Annotated in this window: 16 protein-coding genes; 12 read left to right on the forward strand and 4 right to left on the reverse strand. The window is 72.0% G+C overall.

Annotation, left to right across the window (positions count from 1 at the left end; translation table 11 throughout):
• A partial coding sequence (locus ACRDSK_RS07640) for a GntR family transcriptional regulator (RefSeq protein ID WP_431439247.1) occupies positions 1–259 on the reverse strand: 259 nt, incomplete at its 3' end.
• Between the two features lie 61 nt (positions 260–320).
• Between ACRDSK_RS07640 and ACRDSK_RS07645 the strand changes: the two genes are divergently transcribed.
• Positions 321–950, forward strand: coding sequence for a YczE/YyaS/YitT family protein (locus tag ACRDSK_RS07645; protein WP_431439248.1), 630 nt, complete (start codon positions 321–323; stop codon positions 948–950).
• Complete coding sequence (locus ACRDSK_RS07650) at positions 947–1366, forward strand: DUF5655 domain-containing protein (protein WP_431439249.1); 420 nt, start codon at positions 947–949, stop codon at positions 1364–1366. Before ACRDSK_RS07645 ends, ACRDSK_RS07650 begins: the two co-directional genes overlap by 4 nt.
• Here ACRDSK_RS07650 and ACRDSK_RS07655 read toward each other — a convergent pair.
• Entirely contained in the window at positions 1363–1905 is a 543-nt protein-coding gene (locus ACRDSK_RS07655; protein WP_431439250.1) for a Clp protease N-terminal domain-containing protein, read from the reverse strand. The two genes, ACRDSK_RS07650 and ACRDSK_RS07655, sit on opposite strands and share 4 nt — an antisense overlap.
• A 1-nt stretch (position 1906) precedes the next feature.
• The gene (locus ACRDSK_RS07660; RefSeq protein WP_431439251.1) at positions 1907–2116 is read right to left on the reverse strand and encodes a helix-turn-helix domain-containing protein; all 210 of its coding nucleotides are present in this window, start codon (positions 2114–2116) and stop codon (positions 1907–1909) included.
• Positions 2117–2179: 63 nt separating this feature from the next.
• Here ACRDSK_RS07660 and ACRDSK_RS07665 point away from each other — a divergent pair, with 63 nt between their 5' ends.
• Positions 2180–3010, forward strand: a complete 831-nt coding sequence (locus ACRDSK_RS07665) for a hypothetical protein (RefSeq protein ID WP_431439252.1) — start codon at positions 2180–2182, stop codon at positions 3008–3010.
• Between the two features lie 148 nt (positions 3011–3158).
• Here ACRDSK_RS07665 and ACRDSK_RS07670 read toward each other — a convergent pair whose 3' ends face one another.
• Positions 3159–4463, reverse strand: a complete 1305-nt coding sequence (locus ACRDSK_RS07670) for a UDP-glucose dehydrogenase family protein (protein ID WP_431439253.1) — start codon at positions 4461–4463, stop codon at positions 3159–3161.
• A gap of 287 nt (positions 4464–4750) precedes the next feature.
• Here ACRDSK_RS07670 and ACRDSK_RS07675 point away from each other — a divergent pair, with 287 nt between their 5' ends.
• The 9 genes from ACRDSK_RS07675 to ACRDSK_RS07715 all read left to right on the forward strand — a co-directional run bounded on the left by ACRDSK_RS07675 (position 4751) and on the right by ACRDSK_RS07715 (position 19669).
• Positions 4751–6079 carry a nucleotide sugar dehydrogenase gene (locus ACRDSK_RS07675; RefSeq protein WP_431439254.1) on the forward strand — a complete coding sequence of 443 codons (1329 nt, stop codon included), beginning with the start codon at positions 4751–4753 and terminating at the stop codon, positions 6077–6079.
• Positions 6069–7268 (forward strand): glycosyltransferase family 4 protein, encoded by a 1200-nt coding sequence (locus tag ACRDSK_RS07680; protein WP_431439255.1) that lies wholly within the window; start codon positions 6069–6071, stop codon positions 7266–7268. Before ACRDSK_RS07675 ends, ACRDSK_RS07680 begins: the two co-directional genes overlap by 11 nt.
• A 140-nt stretch (positions 7269–7408) precedes the next feature.
• Positions 7409–8770 (forward strand): exopolysaccharide biosynthesis protein, encoded by a 1362-nt coding sequence (locus ACRDSK_RS07685; protein ID WP_431439256.1) that lies wholly within the window; start codon positions 7409–7411, stop codon positions 8768–8770.
• Positions 8767–10698, forward strand: a complete 1932-nt coding sequence (locus tag ACRDSK_RS07690) for a Wzz/FepE/Etk N-terminal domain-containing protein (RefSeq protein WP_431439257.1) — start codon at positions 8767–8769, stop codon at positions 10696–10698. Before ACRDSK_RS07685 ends, ACRDSK_RS07690 begins: the two co-directional genes overlap by 4 nt.
• Before the next feature lie 18 nt (positions 10699–10716).
• On the forward strand, positions 10717–12639 hold the full coding sequence (gene asnB, locus ACRDSK_RS07695) for an asparagine synthase (glutamine-hydrolyzing) (RefSeq protein WP_431439258.1): 1923 nt from the start codon (positions 10717–10719) through the stop codon (positions 12637–12639).
• 30 nt (positions 12640–12669) lie between these two features.
• On the forward strand, positions 12670–14901 hold the full coding sequence (locus ACRDSK_RS07700) for a bi-domain-containing oxidoreductase (protein WP_431439259.1): 2232 nt from the start codon (positions 12670–12672) through the stop codon (positions 14899–14901).
• A complete protein-coding gene (locus tag ACRDSK_RS07705) occupies positions 14901–16856 on the forward strand; it encodes an alginate lyase family protein (RefSeq protein WP_431439283.1) in 1956 nt (651 codons plus the stop codon). The genes ACRDSK_RS07700 and ACRDSK_RS07705 overlap by 1 nt, the downstream gene beginning before the upstream one ends.
• Positions 16857–16872: 16 nt before the next feature.
• On the forward strand, positions 16873–18435 hold the full coding sequence (locus ACRDSK_RS07710; RefSeq protein ID WP_431439260.1) for a right-handed parallel beta-helix repeat-containing protein: 1563 nt from the start codon (positions 16873–16875) through the stop codon (positions 18433–18435).
• A gap of 7 nt (positions 18436–18442) precedes the next feature.
• Complete coding sequence (locus ACRDSK_RS07715) at positions 18443–19669, forward strand: O-antigen ligase family protein (RefSeq protein WP_431439284.1); 1227 nt, start codon at positions 18443–18445, stop codon at positions 19667–19669.
• Positions 19670–19677: the final 8 nt, after the last annotated feature.

Raw genomic sequence — 19677 nt, forward strand, 5'->3', positions numbered from 1 at the left:
GGCTGACCACCAGGCCGTCGGCGCGCAGCCGCTCCCACGCCGAGGCCACCATCGTGCGGCTGACGCCGAGCGCCGTCGCGAGCTCGCGTTCGGGCGGCAGACCGGTCCCGGCCGGCAGCCGCCCGTCGAGCACCAGCAGCCGGATGCCGGCGGCAAGGTCCCCGGCGCCGTGCCGGGAGCCACGGCGACGCCAGACTCCCAGCAACTCGGCCAATCTACGGGCGTTGACCCGTCCACCTAGTGGGACAGTTGCCGTCATATGGCCAATTCTTCCAAATTGGTTATTGATATACGAGAACTGGCATCCCGAGGATGGCCACGTGGCTCCACTCGACCTGGGACCAGTCCCCGTGACGACCCGGCCGTGGCGCCGGCTGCCGCAGCTGGCCGGCGGCCTCGCGCTGTACGGCGCCAGCATGGGCCTGATGATCCGCGGCGGGCTCGGGCTCGACCCGTGGGACGTCCTGCACGACGCGCTGGCGCGGCGGACCGGGCTGACGTTCGGCACCATCACCGCGATCGTCGGCGCGCTCGTGCTGCTGTGCTGGATCCCGCTGCGCCAGCGGCCGGGCGTGGGCACCGTGGCCAACATCGTGCTGATCGCGGTCGCCGTCGACGCCACGCTCGCGCTGGTCGGCCCGGCGGACGCGATGGCCGTGCGGATCGTGCTGATGATCGCCGGCGTCGTGCTCAACGCGCTGGCGACCGCCGCCTACATCGGCGTGCGGCTGGGCCCCGGCCCGCGCGACGGGCTGATGACCGGCCTCGTGGCCCGCACCGGCGTGTCGGTCCGGGTGATCCGCACCGGGATCGAGCTGGCCGTGCTGGCCACCGGCTGGCTGCTCGGCGGCACGGTCGGCGTCGGCACCGTGGTGTACGCGCTGGCGATCGGCCCGCTCACCCAGGCGTTCCTCCCGCTCGTGACCTGGCGCGGCACAATCGTGCGGTGACCGCCTGGACGTGCCCGAAGTGTGACCGCCGGTTCGGTCGCCGCAACCAGTCGCACGAGTGCGCGCCCGCGATGACGCTCGAGGAGTACTTCGCCGCGGACGGCCCGCCGTTCGAACGGCCGATCTTCGAGGCGGTCCACGCCCACCTCTCGACACTCGGGCCGCTGCACCTCGAGCCGGTGGCGGTCGGACTGTTCTTCAAGCGGTCCCGCACGTTCGTCGAGCTGCGGCCGATGACGCGGTGGATGGTGCTGTCGTTCATCCTGTCCAGCCGGGTCGACGACCCGCGGATCACCCGGCAGATCACCGTCTCCGGCAGCCGCGTCTACCACCAGACGAAGCTGCGCGCCCCGGAGGACGTCGACGAGCAGGTGCGCGGCTGGCTCACCGACGCCTACCTGTCGACACCGCTCTAGCTCGCCTTGGCCAGCCGGGCCCGCACCTCGGGGTAGCTCAGGCCGTGGTCGGCGAGGATTTGGGCGGGCACGCCGGCGCCGGCGGAGATGGCCAGCAGCAGGTGCTCGTCGCCGATGTGCCGTTCATGGCGTTCTCTTGCCTGCCGCAGCGTGGCCTCGAGCAGGGACTTCGCCGGGTCGGCGAAGGGGATGTGGCCCATCGGGAACCAGGAGCGTCGGGGCCGGGCGTCGGCCAGTGCGTTCTCGCCGTGGACCGTCTCGATCCGATCGACGACCGCCGCCACGTCGATGCCCAGCTCGCCGAGCGCCGCCGCGTCCGCCTCGGTCAGCCCGCCCCGCCGGTGCGCGGCGGCGAACTCGTCGAGCAGCACCTGTCTGGTCAGCCCGGCCGAGGCGAGGATCGCGGCGGACCGGGTGTCCGCGCGCAGCAGGGCCAGCAGCAGGTGCTCGCCGGTGACCCGCGCGGCCTCGTCGCGCTCCGCCTCCTCCACCGCGTCGAGCACGACTCGCCGCATCTGCCTGGTGAACCGTTCGAACATGTCACGCCCTCCCGTGCTTCTTGTGCACCGCCTGCCGGCTGACCCCCAGCTCGGCCGCGATCTCCTGCCAGGACCATCCGCTCGTCCGGGCGTTGCGCACCTGCACCGACTCGAGTCGTTCCAGCAGCGTGCGCAGGGCCGCGACGGCCCGCAGTCCCACCCGCGGGTCTCGGTCGCCGGCCGCGCCGGCCAGTTGCGTCGCCTCACTCATGTCGTCAACCTACGTTGACAGGATGACCGTTGTCAACTCAAGTTGACAGATAGGGTGCGGATCATGAACAGGGTCCCCGCGGTAGCGGTCGCCGAGCGGGCCGGTGTCGGGGTGGACGGGACGGCGCGGCCGAGCGAGGACGTGGTCGCCGTGCTGCCCAACGCCGTCGTGCTGCTGGACGGGGCGACGACGCTGCGGCCCGGCCTGCGCGGCGGCGGCTGGTACGCGAGCCGGCTGGCGGGCGAGCTCGCGGGCCGGCTCATGGGCTACCCGTCGATGGACCTCGCGGACCTACTCGCCGCGGCCATCCGGGCGGTGGCGCGCGACAACGACCTGCTGCCGGGCGAGTCGCCGTCGAGCACGGTCGCGCTGGCGCGCTGGGACGGCGACGTCGTGGAGGGCCTGGTGCTGGCGGACAGCCCGGTCGTCGCGGTCACCACCGAGGGCGTGCGGGTGTTGGCCGACGACCGGATCGCGACACTTCCCCGGCCGGGCCCGGGCTATCGCGAACGGCTGCGCGGCGGCGAGGGCTACGGCGACGACCACGTCGCGGCGCTGCGCACGTCGGCGGCGTCCTTCGGTCGGCTGCGCAACACCGAGGGCGGCTTCTGGGTCGCCGAGGCCGACCCGGACGCGGCGTACGAGGCGTGCCGGGCGACCTGGCCGCGCGCGGAGGTCCGGCAGGTGCTGCTCGCGAGCGACGGGGTGTCCTGCGGGGTCGACGACTACCGGATCTTCCCCGACTGGGCGGCGGTCGCCGCGCTGGCGACGAGCGATGGCCCGGACGCCGTGCTCGACGCCGTCCGGCAGGCCGAGGAGGACGACCCCGACGGCACCCGCTGGCCCCGCCCGAAACCGCACGACGACCAGGCCCTGGCGATCATCGAGTTCTAGAGCGCAGGCCGTTCGTGGATCACTGCGCGAAGTCTTGGACAGCCCGACGCGACCTCAGGGGAACGTGACGGCACCCAGCCACGAACCAACCGCCCAAACCGCACCAGCCGCTGGAACGCGACCAACACTGTGAATTCCGGGGAGGCGGTCAGTGCCTGCCGAGGCCTTCCCAGCGGAAGCCGGCTCGGCGGACCACGTCCGGGTCGAGCAGGTTGCGGGTGTCGACCACGACCGGGCTGCCGACCACGTTCGCGAGCTTCGACCAGTCCAGCGAGCGGAACTCCGGCCACTCGGTCAGCACGACCAGCGCCTCGACTCCCTCGGCGGCCACGTACGGGTCGTCGACGAGCGTGACGCCGTCCAGGTCGTCGCGGACGTCGCCGGAGCGCAGCGCCGGGTCGTAGCCGATCAGCTTGGCCCCGGCCTGGCGCAGCAGGGCGGCGACCGCGAGGGCCGGCGAGTCGCGCAGGTCGTCGGTGCCGGCCTTGAACGTCAGGCCGAGCACGCCGAGCCGCACCTTCGACAGTGAGCCGCCGCGCTTGCCGGTCACCGCCATCCGCACCTTCTCGACCATGCGCTGGCGCTGCCGGTTGTTCGTGTCGATGGTGGCCCGGATCAGGCGGAACTCGAAGTCGGCCGCGTCCGCGAGCTGCAGCATCGCCGACGTGTCCTTCGGCAGGCAGGAGCCGCCCCAGCCCGGCCCCGGCTGGAGGAACGCCTGGCCGATCCGCTTGTCGTAGCCCATTCCCTCGGTGACGTCGGAGATGTCCGCGCCCAGCCGGTCGCAGAGCTCGGCGATCGCGTTCACGTAGGACAGCTTCATCGCGAGGAAGCAGTTCGCCGCGTACTTGACCAGCTCGGCGCTCGCGGCGTCGGTGAGCACGGTCGGCGCGCCCAGCCGGGCGTAGAGCGCGGCCACCCGCTCCGCCGCGTCCTGCTGGTCGCAGCCGACGACGATGCGGTCCGGGTTGAGGAAGTCGTGCACCGCCGAGCCCTCGCGCAGGAACTCCGGGTTGGACACCACGGCGACGTCGTCGCGCTCCAGCAGCTCCGCCGTGCGCTGCGCGGTGCCGACCGGCACGGTCGACTTGTTGACCACGACGCTGCCCGGGGCCAGCATCGAGCCGACCTCCTCGATGACCGACTCCACAACGGACAGGTCGGCGACCCCGCCGACGCCCATGGGAGTCGGCACGCACAGGAACACGACCTCGCAGCCCTCGACGGCCGCGGACGCGCCGAGCACGAACGACAGCCGGCCGGCCGCGAGCCCCTCCGACACGAGCTCCGCGAGGCGCGGCTCGAGGATGTCGATCTCACCCGCGCAGAGCCGCTTGACCTTCTCCGCGTCCACGTCGGCGCAGACCACGTGGTGGCCGAGCGAGGCGAGACAGGCGCCGGTCGTGAGCCCGACGTATCCGGTGCCGACTACCGCGATCCTGCGTACGAACACGGTCACTCCCCTTCGTGGCCGACTTGTCCACGACGAAGCTACAGGGACGAGCCGGCATCCCCCGCGCCGCGGTGCCGGTGACCTGCCCGGTGACGCAGTGTCGAGGTACCTCGGTAACGGGACGCCATGGTTCGCCGACCTAAAGAACGAAGTCAGGGGTGCGGCGTCGACGTTGGCGTCGATGTCACCGCACGACGTGCTGGTTCGGGGACCGGCTCCCAATCCGACGGAGGACGCAGCGTGGTGACGTCACGCTTGATTCGTGCTGCCCGCAGCACGGTGAGCTCATGAAGATCAGTGTCTTCGGCCTCGGCTACGTGGGCTGTGTGTCCGCCGCCTGCCTCGCCGCTCGCGGCAACGAGGTAATCGGCGTCGACGTGAACCCGACGAAGATCGACCTGATCATGAACGGGCACGCCCCGGTGGTCGAGGAGCGCATCGGCGAGCTGACCGCGGAGGTAGTGGTCAGCGGCGCGCTGCGCGCCACCACCGACGTCGCCGAGGCGATCGCCGCGACCGAGATCTCGCTCGTCTGCGTGGGCACGCCGTCCGCGCCGAACGGCAGCCTCTCCACCGCCTACCTGGAGCGGGTCGCCGAGGAGATCGGCGGCGCGCTCGCGAACACCGCGCACCGGCACACGGTCGTCTTCCGCAGCACCATGCTGCCGGGCACCTGCCTGGAGCTGCTGGTCCCGATCCTGGAGAAGTCGTCCGGCAAGACCGCCGGCGTGGACTTCGGCGTCGCGGTGAACCCCGAGTTCCTCCGCGAGGGCACGAGCGTCCGCGACTTCTTCGAGCCGCCGAAGACCGTGATCGGCGAGCTGGACGCGGCGAGCGGCGACGTGGTGGCGGCGCTGTACGAGGGCCTGCCCGGCGAGGTGTTCCGAGTGCCGATCCCGGTGGCCGAGATCACCAAGTACGCGGACAACTCCTTCCACGCGCTGAAGGTCGGCTTCGCCAACGAGCTCGGCTCGATCTGCGCCGCGCTCGGGCTCGACTCGCACGCGGTGATGGACGTCTTCCTGGCCGACACCAAGCTCAACGTCAGCCCCGCGTACCTGCGGCCCGGCTTCGCGTTCGGCGGCTCGTGCCTGCCGAAGGACGTGCGCGGCCTGGTGCACGCGGCGCACCGCGCGGACGTGTCCGTGCCGATCCTGTCGCACGTGCTCCCGTCCAACGAGGAGCACCTGCGCCGGGCGTTCGACCTGGTCGCCCGCACCGGCAAGCGCAAGGTCGGGCTGTTCGGCCTGTCGTTCAAGCCGGGCACCGACGACCTGCGCGAGAGCCCGCTCGTCGAGCTCGCCGAGCGGCTCCTCGGCAAGGGCTACGACCTGCGCATCTACGACGCCAACGTGAGCCTGTCCCGGCTGCTCGGCGCGAACCGCGAGTTCATCGAGGCGCGGCTGCCGCACCTCGGCCAGCAGCTGCGCTCCTCGGTCGAGGAGGTCCTCGAGCACGCCGACGTGATCCTGGTCGGCTGCAAGGACCCGGACGTGCTGGCCGCGCTGCCGCACGGTACCGGTCAACCAGGCGACAAAGAGATCGTCGATCTAGTTCGCATCCCCGACGCCGAGGCGCGCCGGGCCGAGTCGGGGTACGTGGGCCTTGCCTGGTAGAGCGCTGATCCTCGTCGAGAACCTCTCGGTCCCGTTCGACCGCAGGGTGTGGCAGGAGTCCACCACCTTGCGCGACGCGGGCTGGGAAGTACACGTCATCTGTCCACAAGGGACGAAGCGGGACACCGAGCCGTACGTCGAGCTCGACGGGGTGGCGATCCACCGCTACCCGCTGCGCGCGGCGACCGGCGGCCCGGCCGGCTACGCCAAGGAGTACGGCTCGGCACTGTGGCACACCTATCGCCTCGCCCGCCGGATCGTGAAGACCGTCGGCAAGGTCGACGTCGTGCACGCGTGCAACCCGCCGGACCTGCTGTACCTCGTTGCCAAGATGCTCAAGCGGCGTGGCGCGAAGTTCGTGTTCGACCAGCACGACCTGGTGCCCGAGCTGTACCTGTCCCGGTTCGACCGCGGCGAGGACTTCCTCTACCGCGCGGTGTGCCGGCTGGAGCGGGCCACCTACCGGGCCGCGGACGTGGTGATCTCCACCAACGAGAGCTACCGCGACATGGCGCTCACCCGCGGCGGGATGCCGTCGGACAAGGTGTTCGTTGTGCGCAGCGCGCCCGCGGTCGAGCGGTTCCAGCGCGTGGCGCCGGAGCCGGAGCTCAAGAAGGGCAAGCCGCATCTGCTCTGCTACCTGGGCGTGATGGGTCCGCAGGACGGCGTGGACTACGCGCTGCGCTCGCTCGCGGCGCTGCGCGACGAGCAGGGCCGCACGGACTGGCACGCGGTGTTCGTCGGCGCCGGCGACACCTTCGACGAGATGGTGGCGCTGGCCGACACGCTGGGCCTCGCCGACCAGGTGGAGTTCACCGGCCGGATCCCCGACGCGGATCTCGTGCGCTACCTGTCCACGGCGGACGTGTGTCTGTCGCCGGACCCGAAGAACCCGCTCAACGACGTGTCGACCATGAACAAGGTCATGGAGTACATGGCGATGGGCAAGCCGATCGTGTCCTTCGAGCTGCGCGAGGCCCGGGTGTCCGCCGGACCGGCGGCGGTCTACGCACGCGCCAACGACGTGTCGGAGTTCGCGAAGCTCACCGCCCAGCTGATGGACGATCCCGCGGGCCGGGCGCGGATGGGTGAGATCGGTGTGACCAGAGTCGCCGGCTCGCTGTCGTGGGCGCACTCGAGCGAGGCGCTGCGGGCCGCATATGAGTCAGCGATCAGCGACGCATCGTGAAAATTTCTGTCCCAGTTTGACCAAGAGTCATTGAACAGGTGTAACCGAAGCCGCCACCGAGGCGACGGGGTTCGTGAGTACCGGCTCGCTGTCAAGAAGCGACACGGGCCTAAGTACGCCGATTTAGGGGGTCCCTCGCAGTGAACGACGACACAGCACGACTGTCGATGGTCGGGCATGTCCTACGCAGGCGATGGCGGCTGCTGGTCGCGCTCGCCGTCGCGGGAGCGATCGCGGGCGCCGGCCTGTCGCTGCTGATCTCGCCGGGCTACGCGGCGTCGGCGAACGTCCTGCTGCAGGGCCCCCGCGAACCCGACGAGCTGATGACCGAGGCACAGGTCGCGGTGAGCTCCGCCGTGCTGGACCCGGTCGCCGACGAGCTGAAGTGGGGCGTGAACGCGACGGAGCTGGCCGACTCGGTCGCCGCCGCGGTCGCCGAGGGGAACATCATCAAGGTCACCGGCTACGCCGACACGCCGGAGAAGGCCCAGCGGCTCGCGGACCTGGTCGCCGACCAGTTCGTCACGTTCTCCCGCGACCTGATCGCCGACACCTCGGACCCGGCCGCCCAGGTCTCCAGCGAGCAGCAGCAGTCGCTGCGCCAGCAGGTCGCCGACACCAACCGGCGGATCACCGAGCTGCACGACTCGGCGGGCGGCGGCAACACGATCGACAGCGTCGGCGTGCGCACCGAGCTCGAGTCGCTGCGCAACACCCTCGCCGAGGCCATGGCGCGGATCGAGGACCTCGACGCCGCCGCCGGCCAGGGCAAGATGGTCGTGATGGCGCCGGCCGAGCGGCCGACCAGCGAGGCCGCGCCGACGATGCTGCACCTCGTCGCCGGCGGCGCCCTGCTGTTCGTCGTCATCGGGCTGCTCGGCCACCTGTACGCCGCCCGCAACGACAAGCGGCTGCGGCGCGAGGACGACATCGCCTCGGCGGTCGGCTCGCCGCTGCTCGGCGGCATCGACGTGCCGGACGAGCACCAGCGGACCGTCGAGCCGGACGCCCGCCTGTCCGCGCGGCTGCGCCGGCTCGTCGTGGACGACCGGCCGTGGCACGTCCCGGAGCTGCCCGCCGCGGTCGACGAGGCCGGCCTGGCCATCCGGTACCGCCGGCTGCTCTCCCGGCTGCGCGAGCGCACGTCCGGCGGGAGCGAGGTGCTCGTCGTGGTCTGCAAGGACGACGAGCCCGCGAAGGCCGCGGCCGTCCGGCTGCTGCGCACCGCCGGCGAGACCGACGCGCCGGAACGGCTGAGCGTGGTCGAGGTGTCCGTCGAGCGCCCGATCGTGGCGGACGGCGCCGCGGGCGCGCTCGTGGTGGCCACCGCCGGCACCAGGACCCCGTGGGAGCTGGTCGGCATCGCCGAGGCCTGCACCGACGCGGGCCGCGCCGTGCTGGGCGTGCTCGTCACCCACCGGACCGAACCGAAGTACCCCACCCCGCCCGCCGGACCGCCGCAGGGCGCTCGGGCCGAGACCGCGATGGCAGGTTCGAAATGACGACGACGAAGCCGACCACGACGCCGGCGCCGCCGTCCACAGCCCCGACGGCACAGCCGCTGCTCGACCTCAGCAGGGTGGTGCTGGCGATCCGTCGCCGGCGCCGGCTGTGGGTCTGCATGGCGCTGATCGGGCTGCTGTCCGGCCTGTCCGTGGCGTTCCTACTGCCCACCCCGCCGACCGCGGTCACGCGCATCTACGTGGTGCACGAGGACGACCAGCCCTCCGACACGGGGAACCTGGCCCGCACCGACGTGACGCTGATGACCACGACCAAGATCGCGGGCGCGGCCCTGGAGGAGGTCGGCTCGAACCAGCGGCCCGAGGACTTCCTGAAGGAGTACACGGTCACCCCGCTGACCAACAACGTGATCGAGGTCGCCGTCGAGGCGAAGACCAACGCCGAGGCGGTCCGGCGCGCACAGGCGCTGGCCGACGCGTTCATCGCCGAGCACGTGGGTCGTGTCCAGACGGCTGCCGAGGCCGAGGCGCAGGCCCTGCTGAACCAGCGGGACCGCGTGCAGGCCGAGCTCAAGCAGGTGAACAACCAGATCGGCACGGCCGAGGCGCGAGCAAGGGAGCAGGCCGAGGAGAACGGGGTCGGCGGCGAGCAGGCCGCCAACCAGCCGAACGCCCCCGGCCTGGACTCGCTGTACGCCCGCCGGGCCGAGCTCACCTCCCGGATCTCCGACCTCAGCCAGCAGGCGGAGGAGGCCGGCATCGGCGCACCGCGCGTCGCCGCCGGCACCGACATCGTGGACGCCCCGCGGCCGCTGAAGGAGTCCCTTGTCACCACGCTGGCGACCAACGCCGCGATCGGCCTGCTGGTCGGGCTGGTCCTGGGCTGGGTCCTCGCGGCGCTCACCGGGGTCGTGAAGGACAAGCCGGTGCTGCGCAGCGACATCGCCTCGAACCTCGGTGCCTCGGTGATCGCGCAGCTGCCCGCGCCGCGGCGCGGGCTGGCCCGGCTGTGGCGTGCCAAGCGCAAGACCAAGGCGCGCAAGCGGGTCACCGGCACGCTCGTCCGCCTGGTGCGCGAGGGCTCGGGGCCCGTCTCGGTGCTGGAGATCGGCTCGCGGCGCATCGCGGCCGCGCTGGCGCTGGACCTGGCCGGCGAGCTCGCCGCCAACCGCGACGTGGTGATCATCGAGGACCCCGCCGGTCGCGTCGTCGCCGACGACCTGCCCGGCCGCGACCTCGGCGAGCTCACCCACCGTGCGGTCCGGCCGATCCGGATCATCGGCGCGGAGGACACCTCGCCGCCCCGGCCGGGCGAGCTGCGCATCGGCGTCGGCTCGGTCTCCCCGGGCACCGCGTGGACCGACCTTCGCCACCTCGGCACCGAGACGCTGCTGGTGGTGCGCACCGCGTACGCGAACACCCTGTGGCTGCACACGGTCGCCCGCCAGCTGGCCGACAGCCGGATCCCGATCATCGGCATCGTCCTGGTCGACCCGGACCCGCGGGACAGGTCCGACGGCACGTTGTGGGACAGCCTGCACACCGCGCTGCGCGGCCGCGCGCACCTGCCCTTCCGGCCGGCGTCCGCGTTCTCGCAGCCGCCGGCGAAGCCCAAGCCCTACTCGGCGCGCAGGCCGGAGTGGGCGCCGGAGCCGGTGGTGCGGCCGGTGCCGGCCGACGCCGAACAGGAGTCCACATCGGACGTTCCGGCGACCGGGCCGGCGCCGAGCCGCGAACCGGTCGCCGCGCCCGAGCCCGTGCCCGCGGGTGGGGTCAACGGCACCCGGAACGACCCGGAGCTGACCACGCGGCGGTTCGCGCCCATCCAGCCACGCCCGCTGAACGGCATGAGCGAGGCCGACACCGCCGACGGCGGCGAGCACACCGTGCACGACCTGCCGACCAAGCGGTTCGCGCCGGTCCGGCAGGACATCGACGAGCTCGTGCACCGCAGGACGACGAGCTGAGAGGTACGAGGAACACGCATGTGCGGCATCGCAGGCACGTATCTCTGGCCCGACGGCGGCCCGCTCACCGACCGGTTGACCGACACGCTCGCGCACCGCGGGCCGGACGGCGCCGGGCGCCACGCCCACCGCGCCGGCACCGGTGATGTCCACTTGGGACACCGCCGGCTGTCCATCATCGACCTGTCGGAGACCGGTGCGCAGCCGATGGTCTCGGCCGGGCTCGCCATCACCTACAACGGCGAGCTGTACAACGCGCCGGACCTGCGCCGCGAGCTGGAGTCGTCCGGCGTTCGGTTCCGCGGCACGTCGGACACCGAGGTCGTGTTGGAGGCGTTCCGGCGCTGGGGCACCGACTGTCTGCCCCGGCTGCGCGGCATGTTCGCGTTCGGCATCTTCGACGAACGCACCGGCGAGCTGACCCTGGTCCGCGACCAGCTCGGCATCAAGCCGCTGTTCGTCGTCCGGCGGGGGAACGCCACGGTGTTCTCCTCCGAGCTGAAGGCGCTCGCGTCCGAACTGGACGGACTGACGGTGGACGACGGCGCGCTCGTCGCGTCGCTGCTCTACTACTGGGTCCCCGACCAGCGCTGCGCGTTCCGCGAGGCGGAGAAGCTGGCGCCGGGCTCGTGGCTGCGGCTGCGGCCCGACGGCACCAGCGAACGCGGCGTCTACTGGGACATCAAGGAGGTGGCGAACGAGGCGCAGCACCTGCCGCCGCTGGACCTCGGCGAGGTGATCGCCGACTCGACCCGCGCGCACCTGCTCTCCGACGTCCCGGTCGCCACGTTCCTCTCCGGCGGGCTCGACTCGAGCTACCTGACCGCGCTCGCGGCCCGCTTCCAGCCCGGGATCTCCGCGTACACCATCGGTTTCCGCGCCGAGGACGCGAAGTTCGAGGCGATGCCGGACGACCTGAAATACGCGCGGATCGTGGCGCAGAAGTTCGGCGTGGACCTGCACGAGATCGAGATCGCGCCGCAGGTGCTCGACCTGCTGCCGAAGATGACCTACCACCTCGACGAGCCGATCGGCGACCCCGCGGCGATCAACACCTACCTGATCTGCATGGCGGCCCGGGAGGCCGGCGTCAAGGTGATGCTGTCCGGGATGGGCGCGGACGAGCTGTTCGCGGGCTACCGCAAGCACTTCGCGAACCTGCTGGCGCTGCGCTACCAGCAGGTGCCGGGCCTCGTCCGCCGTCCTGTCGAGACGGTCGTGGGCCGGCTGCCGGTGGCGACCGCGAAGCGCGGCTACCGCTCGGTGCGCTTCGCCAAGCGGTTCCTGTCCTTCGCCGAGCTGCCGGAGGAGACCGCGTTCCGCCGCAGCTACACCATGTACGACCGCGCCGAGCTGATCGACCTGGTGAACCCGGACCTGCTGGAGACCGTCGACGACGTGCTCACCGAGCACGCGGACACCTACCACGACAACGCGCTGGCAGACCACGTGAACCGGATGTGCCTGGCCGACGCGCGGCTTTTCCTGCCCGGGCTGAACCTGACCTACACCGACCGGTCGAGCATGGCCGCGTCCACCGAGGTACGCGTGCCGTTCGTAGACGTCGAGGTGGTCAAGGCCGCGTTCCGCATCGCCGGCAAGGACAAGATCGCCGGCCGGCAGGGGAAGGCGGCGCTCAAGAAGGCCGCCACCTCGATCTTGCCCAAGGAGATCGTCTACCGCCCCAAGGGACTGTTCTCCGCGCCGTTGCGGGCGTGGATGAGCCGCGACCTGGCGCCGCTGGTGCGCGAGGTCGTCAACGAGGGCCTGCTGGTCTCGTCGGGCTTCCTGCAGAAGGAGGCACTGCAGCGCCTGGTGGCCCAGGACGCCGCCGGGCAGCAGGACCGGTCGAAGGAACTCTGGCACGTGCTGACCCTCGAGTACTGGCTCCGTGGCGCCACCGCCGCCGACCGCCCACGCGAGCTTGCGAGCAAGCCATGAACACAGCCGCCGCATAGAAGGACAACTCCCTTGAAGCAAGTGGTTCAGAACTACAAGAGCGGCGAGCTGACCCTGCTGGACGTTCCCGTGCCGGCGTGCAAGCCGGGCGGCGTCATCGTCCGCACCGCGTTCTCGCTGATCTCCACGGGCACCGAGATGATGAAGGTCTCCGAGGCGAGCAAGTCCTTGCTGGGCAAGGCGAAAGCCCGCCCGGACCAGGTCGCCAAGGTGATGCAGAGCGTCGCGACCAACGGCCTCTCGGCCACCTACCGCAAGGTGACCAACAAGCTCGACTCCTACACCCCGCTCGGCTACTCGCTGTGCGGCGTGGTGACCGAGGTCGGCGCCGGCATCGACGACGTCGCGGTCGGCGACCTGGTGGCGTGCGCGGGCAACGAGCACGCGCTGCACGCCGAGCTGAACTGGGTGCCGAAGAACCTCTACGCGCGGGTGCCGGACGGCGTCGACGCGCGGCACGCGGCGTTCGGCACGGTTGGCTCGATCGCCATGCAGGGCGTGCGGCGCGGTGAGCCGCAGCTGGGCGACGTGGCGCTGGTCATCGGACTGGGCCTGATCGGCCAGCTCGTGGTGCAGCTGCTGGTGGCCTCCGGCGTGCGGGTCGTCGGCGTGGACCCCGACCCGGGCCGCTGCGAGCTGGCCGAGCGGCTCGGCGCGCTGGTGTGCGCGCACCCCGGCTCCGGCGTCGTGGACGCCGCGGTCGGCGAGCTGACCGGCGGGCACGGCGTGGACCAGGTGTACCTGGCCGCGGGCGGCCCGTCGAACGACCCGGTCGAGCTCGCGGCCAAGCTGGCCCGCGACCGCGGCACGGTCGTCGACATCGGCAAGTGCTCGCTGAACCTGCCGTGGAACGCCTACTACGAGAAGGAGCTGGACGTCCGGTTCTCCCGCTCGTACGGGCCCGGCCGCTACGACCCGTCCTACGAGCTGGAGGGCCGCGACTACCCGATCGGCTACGTGCGCTGGACGGAGCGCCGCAACCTCGAGTGCTTCCTCGACCTCGCCGCGCGCGGCCGGGTCGACGTCGAGCCGCTGATCTCGCACGTGGCGGGCTTCACCGAGGCCGAGGAGACCTACCGGCGGCTCGACGAGGGCGAGCTGAAGGCCGTCGCCGTCCTGTTCCGGTACGAGCACGACGACGCGGTCGCCCCGCAGCCGGTGGTCAGGATCCCGGTCGCCGTCACCGATCCGCTGGCGCCACCCGCGACGGTGCGGCGGCGGGGCGGGCCGTTGCGGCTCGGCTTCGTCGGCGCCGGCAACTACGCCTCCTCGATGCTGCTGCCGCACCTGACCGAGCGCGAGGACGCCCAGCTGCACCATGTGGTCACCACCTCGGCGCTGTCCGCGGCGAACGCGCGGCGCAAGTTCGGCTTCGCCGCCGCCTCCACGGACCTCGACGACGTGCTGGCCGACGAAGACGTCGACGCCGTGTTCGTGGTGACCCGGCACAGCTCGCACGCGGAACTCACCGCGCGGGCGCTGAAGGCCGGCAAGGCCGTGTTCGTGGAGAAGCCGCTGGCGCTGACCGAGGACGAGCTCCGCCTCGTGCTCGACGCGATCGCCGAGTCGGGCAACGACCGGCTGCAGGTCGGCTTCAACCGGCGGTTCGCCCCGCTGCTGCGCCAGGCCAAGGCCGAGTTCGGCACCAGGGTCGGCCCGGCCTCGCTGCGCTACCTGGTCAACGCGGGCCGCCTCGAGCAGAGCAGCTGGTACACCCAGGCCGACGCCGAGGGCACCCGCTTCGCCGGCGAGGGCGGGCACTTCGTCGACACCGTCAGCTGGCTGCTCGACGCCGACCCGACGTCGGTGTTCGCCACCGCCACGCCCGGCCAGGACGACCTGCAGATCCTGCTGCGCTACCCGGACGGCTCGACGGCCGCCCTCACCTACGCCACCTCCGGCGCGCCCGGCTTCCCCAAGGAGACGCTGGACCTGCTGGCGGACCGCAAGGTGCTGCGGCTGGACGACTTCGTCAAGGCCGGCGTGTACGCCAAGAAGCGCTGGCTGTCCTCGCGGCTGCCCAAGGGCCGGGACAAGGGCCAGCGGGCCGAGCTGGACGCGTTCCTCACCGCGGTGGCGACCGGCGGACCGATGCCGGTGCCGGTCGACTCGCTGGTGGCGACGACGCTCGCCACGCTCGCTGTGCAGACCAGCCTGAACGCGGGCACGCCGGTCCGCCTGGAGCGATCCGCCCGCACACCCGCGACCAACGGCACGCCCGCACCGAACGGCTCGCCGGCATGATGTCGCCCGGCTGGTACCTGCGCCGGCTGTCCCGGATGGGCCCGCGCGAGGTCGCCGGCCGAGCGGGCGACGTGCTGCGCAAGCGACGCCGGCGCCGTGAGTACCTGAACCCGCGGCGGCCGAACCCGTTGCGGCGCCGCGAGTTCAGCAACGGTCTCGGCACGGCGGCGTTGCCCGACGTGCCGGCCGACGCGGTCAAGCGGCTCGTCGAGTCGGCCGAGGAGCTACTGGCCGGCCGCGCCGAGTACTTCGGCGTGGTCCGCGACGACCTGGTCGCGCCGGACTGGTCGGCCGACCCGAAGACCGGGCGGCGGGCGCCCACCGACGCGTACGCGTTCGACATCGCCTACCGCAGCGAGGACGCGGTCGGCGACATCAAGCAGATCTGGGAGCCCTCGCGCCACCAGCACCTGACCGTGCTCGCCGCGGCGTACGCGCTGACCGGCGAGGAGCGCTACGCCTCGCGCGTCGCCGACCACCTGAAGTCGTGGTGGGCGGCCAACCCGCCGCTGTCCGGCGTGCACTGGGTGAGCGGCATCGAGCTGGGCATCCGGCTGATCTCGTGGGTGTGGGTGCGCCGGCTGCTCGACGGCTGGCCGGGCGCGCCCGCGCTCTTCGAGGACAACCCCGAGGCGCTGCACCAGATCTGGCACCACCAGCGCTGGCTCGCGGCGTTCCGCAGCCAGGGCTCGTCGGCCAACAACCACGTGATCGCCGAGGCCGCGGGCCAGCTCGCAGCCGCCGCCGCGTTCCCGTGGTTCCCGGAGTCGGTCGGCTGGCGGGCCGAGGCACTGCGCGCCCTCGACGAGCACCTGCGGGCCAACACGTTCGGCTCGGGCCTCAACCGCGAGCTCGCGACGGAGTACCACGGCCTGGTGCTGGAGCTGGGCCTGGCCGGCGCGCTGGAGGCGCACGCGGCCGGGGTGACGGTGCCGGAGTCGACCCGGCTGGTGCTGCTGCGGATGTTCGACGCGCTCGCCGCGGTCGTGGACGCCACGCTGCGCCCGCCGCGCCAGGGCGACGCCGACGACGGCCACGGCCTGGTGCTCGACGGGGCCGGCACCGACCGGTGGGGCTCGCTGCTCGCCACGGGCGACGCGCTGTTCGGCCGCCGCACGTGGTGGCCGCGGGTGTCCGGCACCGACGTGCGAACCCCGCTGCTGGCCGCGCTGGCGCCCGAGGCCCTCCGGGTCACCGCGGCCCGCCCGGCCGCGCGCCCGGTGCACCTGGCCGACGCCGGCATGACGATCCTGCGATCGAGCGCCGAGGGCGCGGAGGTCTGGTGCCGCTGCGACGGCGGGCCGCACGGCTTCCTGTCGATCGCCGCGCACGGCCACGCCGACGCGCTGTCGATCGAGGTCCGCCACGACGGCGTCGACGTCTTCGCCGACCCCGGCACGTACTGCTACCACGGCCAGCCCGAGTGGCGGTCGTACTTCCGGTCCACCCGCGGGCACAACACGCTCGAGCTGGACGGCACCGACCAGTCCACCTCCGGCGGCCCGTTCCTGTGGACCCGGCACGCCAGAACGACGGTACTCACCAGCGAGGACACCCGCTGGCAGGCCGAGCACGACGGCTACGCGACCGGCAAGCGTCCCGCGACGCACCGGCGCACGGTGACGCTCGACGGCACACAGCTGCACGTCACCGACGAGGTGCGCGGCGACGGCGAGCACGCCGGCCAGCTGTCGTTCCACCTCGGCCCCGAGGTCGACGTCGAGCTGGACGGCGCCACCGCGCGCATGGTCTGGCCCGGCCGCGGCGGGCTGGCCACCGCCGTGCTCGACCTCCCCGCGGACCTCACCTGGTCCGCGCACCGCGGCGAGACCGAGCCCCCGCTGGGCTGGTACTCGCCGGGGTTCGGCCGACGAGAGCCCGCCTGGGTGCTCGTCGGCAGCGGCGGGGTACGTGGCGGCACGACCCTGACCACCCTGCTCCGCTTCGACCGTTAGCCCTGGAGGATCACCTGTGAGCACCGGACCGTGGACCCGCGTCGGCCGCGCGGTGGCGCTGTGCGCCATCACGCCCCTGCTGTTCGCATGCACCGCGTCCCCGGCCGAGGAACCCGCCGGCCCGGCGCCCACCAGCAAGAGCAGTGACGAAGGCGGCGACGGTGGCGCCGCACGCGCGCCCACCGCGCAGGTGGCCGCCGTGTGCGGCAAGACCAAGCCCGGACCCTCGACCGCGCCGGCCGGTGCGGTCGAGGTGGTCCCGGGCTCGGGTGACAACCTGGCGACGGTCACCGAGGCGAACCCGCCCGGCACGACGTTCTGGCTCGCACCGGGCACCCACCGCCTCAGCGACGGCGAGTACGACCAGGTGTTTCCCAAGCGCGGTGACGTCTACCTCGGCGCTCCGGGTGCGGTGTTCGACGGGCGGCGCGTCAACAAGTACGCCTTCTCCGGCGACGGGGAGAACGTCACCATCCGCCACCTCACGGTGCGCGGCTTCATCCCGCCGCGCGACGAGGGCGTGGTCAACCACGACTCGGCCAACGGCTGGACCATCGAGCACAACACGATCCAGCGCAACGACGGCGCCGGCATGATGGCCGGCGCGCGCCAGGTCGTGCGCGGCAACTGCCTGAAGGACAACGGGCAGTACGGCATCAACGCCTACCAGGGCGACGGCGGCATCACCGCCATGTTGGTCGAGGGCAACGAGATCACCGGCAACAACACCGGTGACTGGGAGTCCAAGGTGGATGGTTGCGGCTGTACCGGCGGCGTGAAGTTCTGGGCGGTGAACGGCGCCGACATCCGCGGCAACTGGGTGCACGACAACCGCGGCGTCGGACTGTGGGCCGACACGAACAACAACGACTTCCTCATCGAGGACAACGTCATCGAGGACAACGACGGGCCGGCGCTGTTCTACGAGATCAGCTACAACGCGATCATCCGGAACAACCTGATGCGGCGCAACAACATGGTGGAGGGCAAGACCTTCGCCGACCGAGAGGACAACTTCCCCGCGGCCACGGTCTACCTGTCCGAGGCGGGCGGCGAGCCGCGTATCAAGGCGCGCACCGACAAGATCGACTTCTACGGCAACGAGCTGGTCGACAACTGGAACGGCATCACGCTCTGGGAGAACGCCGACCGCTTCTGCAGCAGCCCGGCCAACACCACGAGCGACTGCACGCTGCTCGTGTCCGACCCGACGAAGTGCGGCCAGCCCGGCATCTCGAAGCCGCCGCTCTACGACGACTGCCGGTGGAAGACGCAGAACGTCGACATCCACGACAACAGCTTCTCGCTCGACAGCGAGAAGATGGGCTGCGGAACCATGTGCTCGCGGATGGCCGTGCTGTCCAACTACGGGACCTTCCCGGACTGGTCGCCCTACATGAAGGACGTCGTCCAGCAGGCGATCACCTTCGAGCAGAACAACCACTGGCGCGACAACCGGTACTCCGGCAAGTGGACGTTCGTCGTCCGCGACACCAGCGAGATGGTCGACTCCGGCGAGTGGCAGGCCGATCCTTACGAGCAGGACGCGTCCAGCGCGTTCGCCAGAGCGGGTGGCTGAGATGACGATGACCTTGGGCCGCCCCGCGGTCGCGCCGGCGTTCATTCCCGAGGAGCGCAGCCCCAAGCTGGTCGGGGCCGTCTGGATGCTGCTCGTGATCAACACCCTCGGCTCGCAGGGCGCGGTCACGGTCGTGCCGATCCCGCGGTCGGTCACCCAGCTGGTCACGATGGGCGCGCTGGCCGCCGCGTTCGTGCTGGCGCTGCTGCTGAACCCACGCGTTCGGCTGCGGCCGAGCGCCATGCTCCTGCTGCTGACGCTGCTGACCGTGGTCAGCGTGATCGGCAGCGCGCAGATGGTGTCGGGCTACGGCGCGTTCTTCCGCTGTGGGCGCCTGGCGCTGTTCCTGGCCACACTCTGGCTGCTCACCCGCTGGTGGGACGACGCGTTGCGGCTGGCGCGCCACCACATCCGGGCGGTCGGGGCGGTGCTGGCGACGGTCGCGGTCGGCCTGGTGGTCGCGCCGGGCCTGGCCATGCCGGAGTTCTACAGCGGCCGGCTGGTCGGGACTCTCTGGCCGATGACGCCGCCGCAGATCGGCTTCTACTCGGCCACCGTGATCGGGTTGACCGTGCTGCTCTGGCTCGGCGGCCGCGAGCCCCGGTCCAGCCTGCTGGTCGTCGCCGCGCCCGCGCTCGTGCTGCTGATGATGAGCCACACCCGGACGGCCACGATCGCGCTCGTCGCCGGTCTCGCGGTCGCGCTCGTCTCGCTGGTGTCCACCTCCGAGCGGGCCCGCAAGCTGTTCACCCGGGCCACCCTCGTCGCCGGCGCGTCGGCGATCTTCCTGGGACCACTCATCCAGACGTGGCTGCGCCGCGGGCAGGACGACGAGGCGCTGAGCGACCTCACCGGCCGGCAGAAGGTGTGGGACGCTCTGCTCGCCGCGCCGCGCACGACGAGCGAGCAGCTGTTCGGGGTCGGGCTGACCAACAAGTCCTTCGGCGGGCTGCCGATCGACTCCAGCTGGCTCGCGATCTACCACGAGCAGGGCCTCATCGGCGTCGCCATCGTGGTGGCCTTCCTCGTCACCATGCTGATCGTCGGGGTGCTGCGGCCGCCGTCGCTCGAGCGCTCGGCGGCGCTGTTCCTCGTCATCTACTGCATCGTCGCGTCCTACACGGAGGCCGGCCTCGGCGACGCCTCCCCGTACCTGCTCAACCTCGCGATCGCCGCGGCCCTTCTCCACGCCGCCTCGCGGGCGGCCCAGCCGAGACCGGGTGTCGCGACATGACCGGGGAC

It is taken from the genome of Actinophytocola sp. (assembly GCF_050699915.1).
Classification (GTDB): Bacteria; Actinomycetota; Actinomycetes; order Mycobacteriales; family Pseudonocardiaceae; genus Actinophytocola.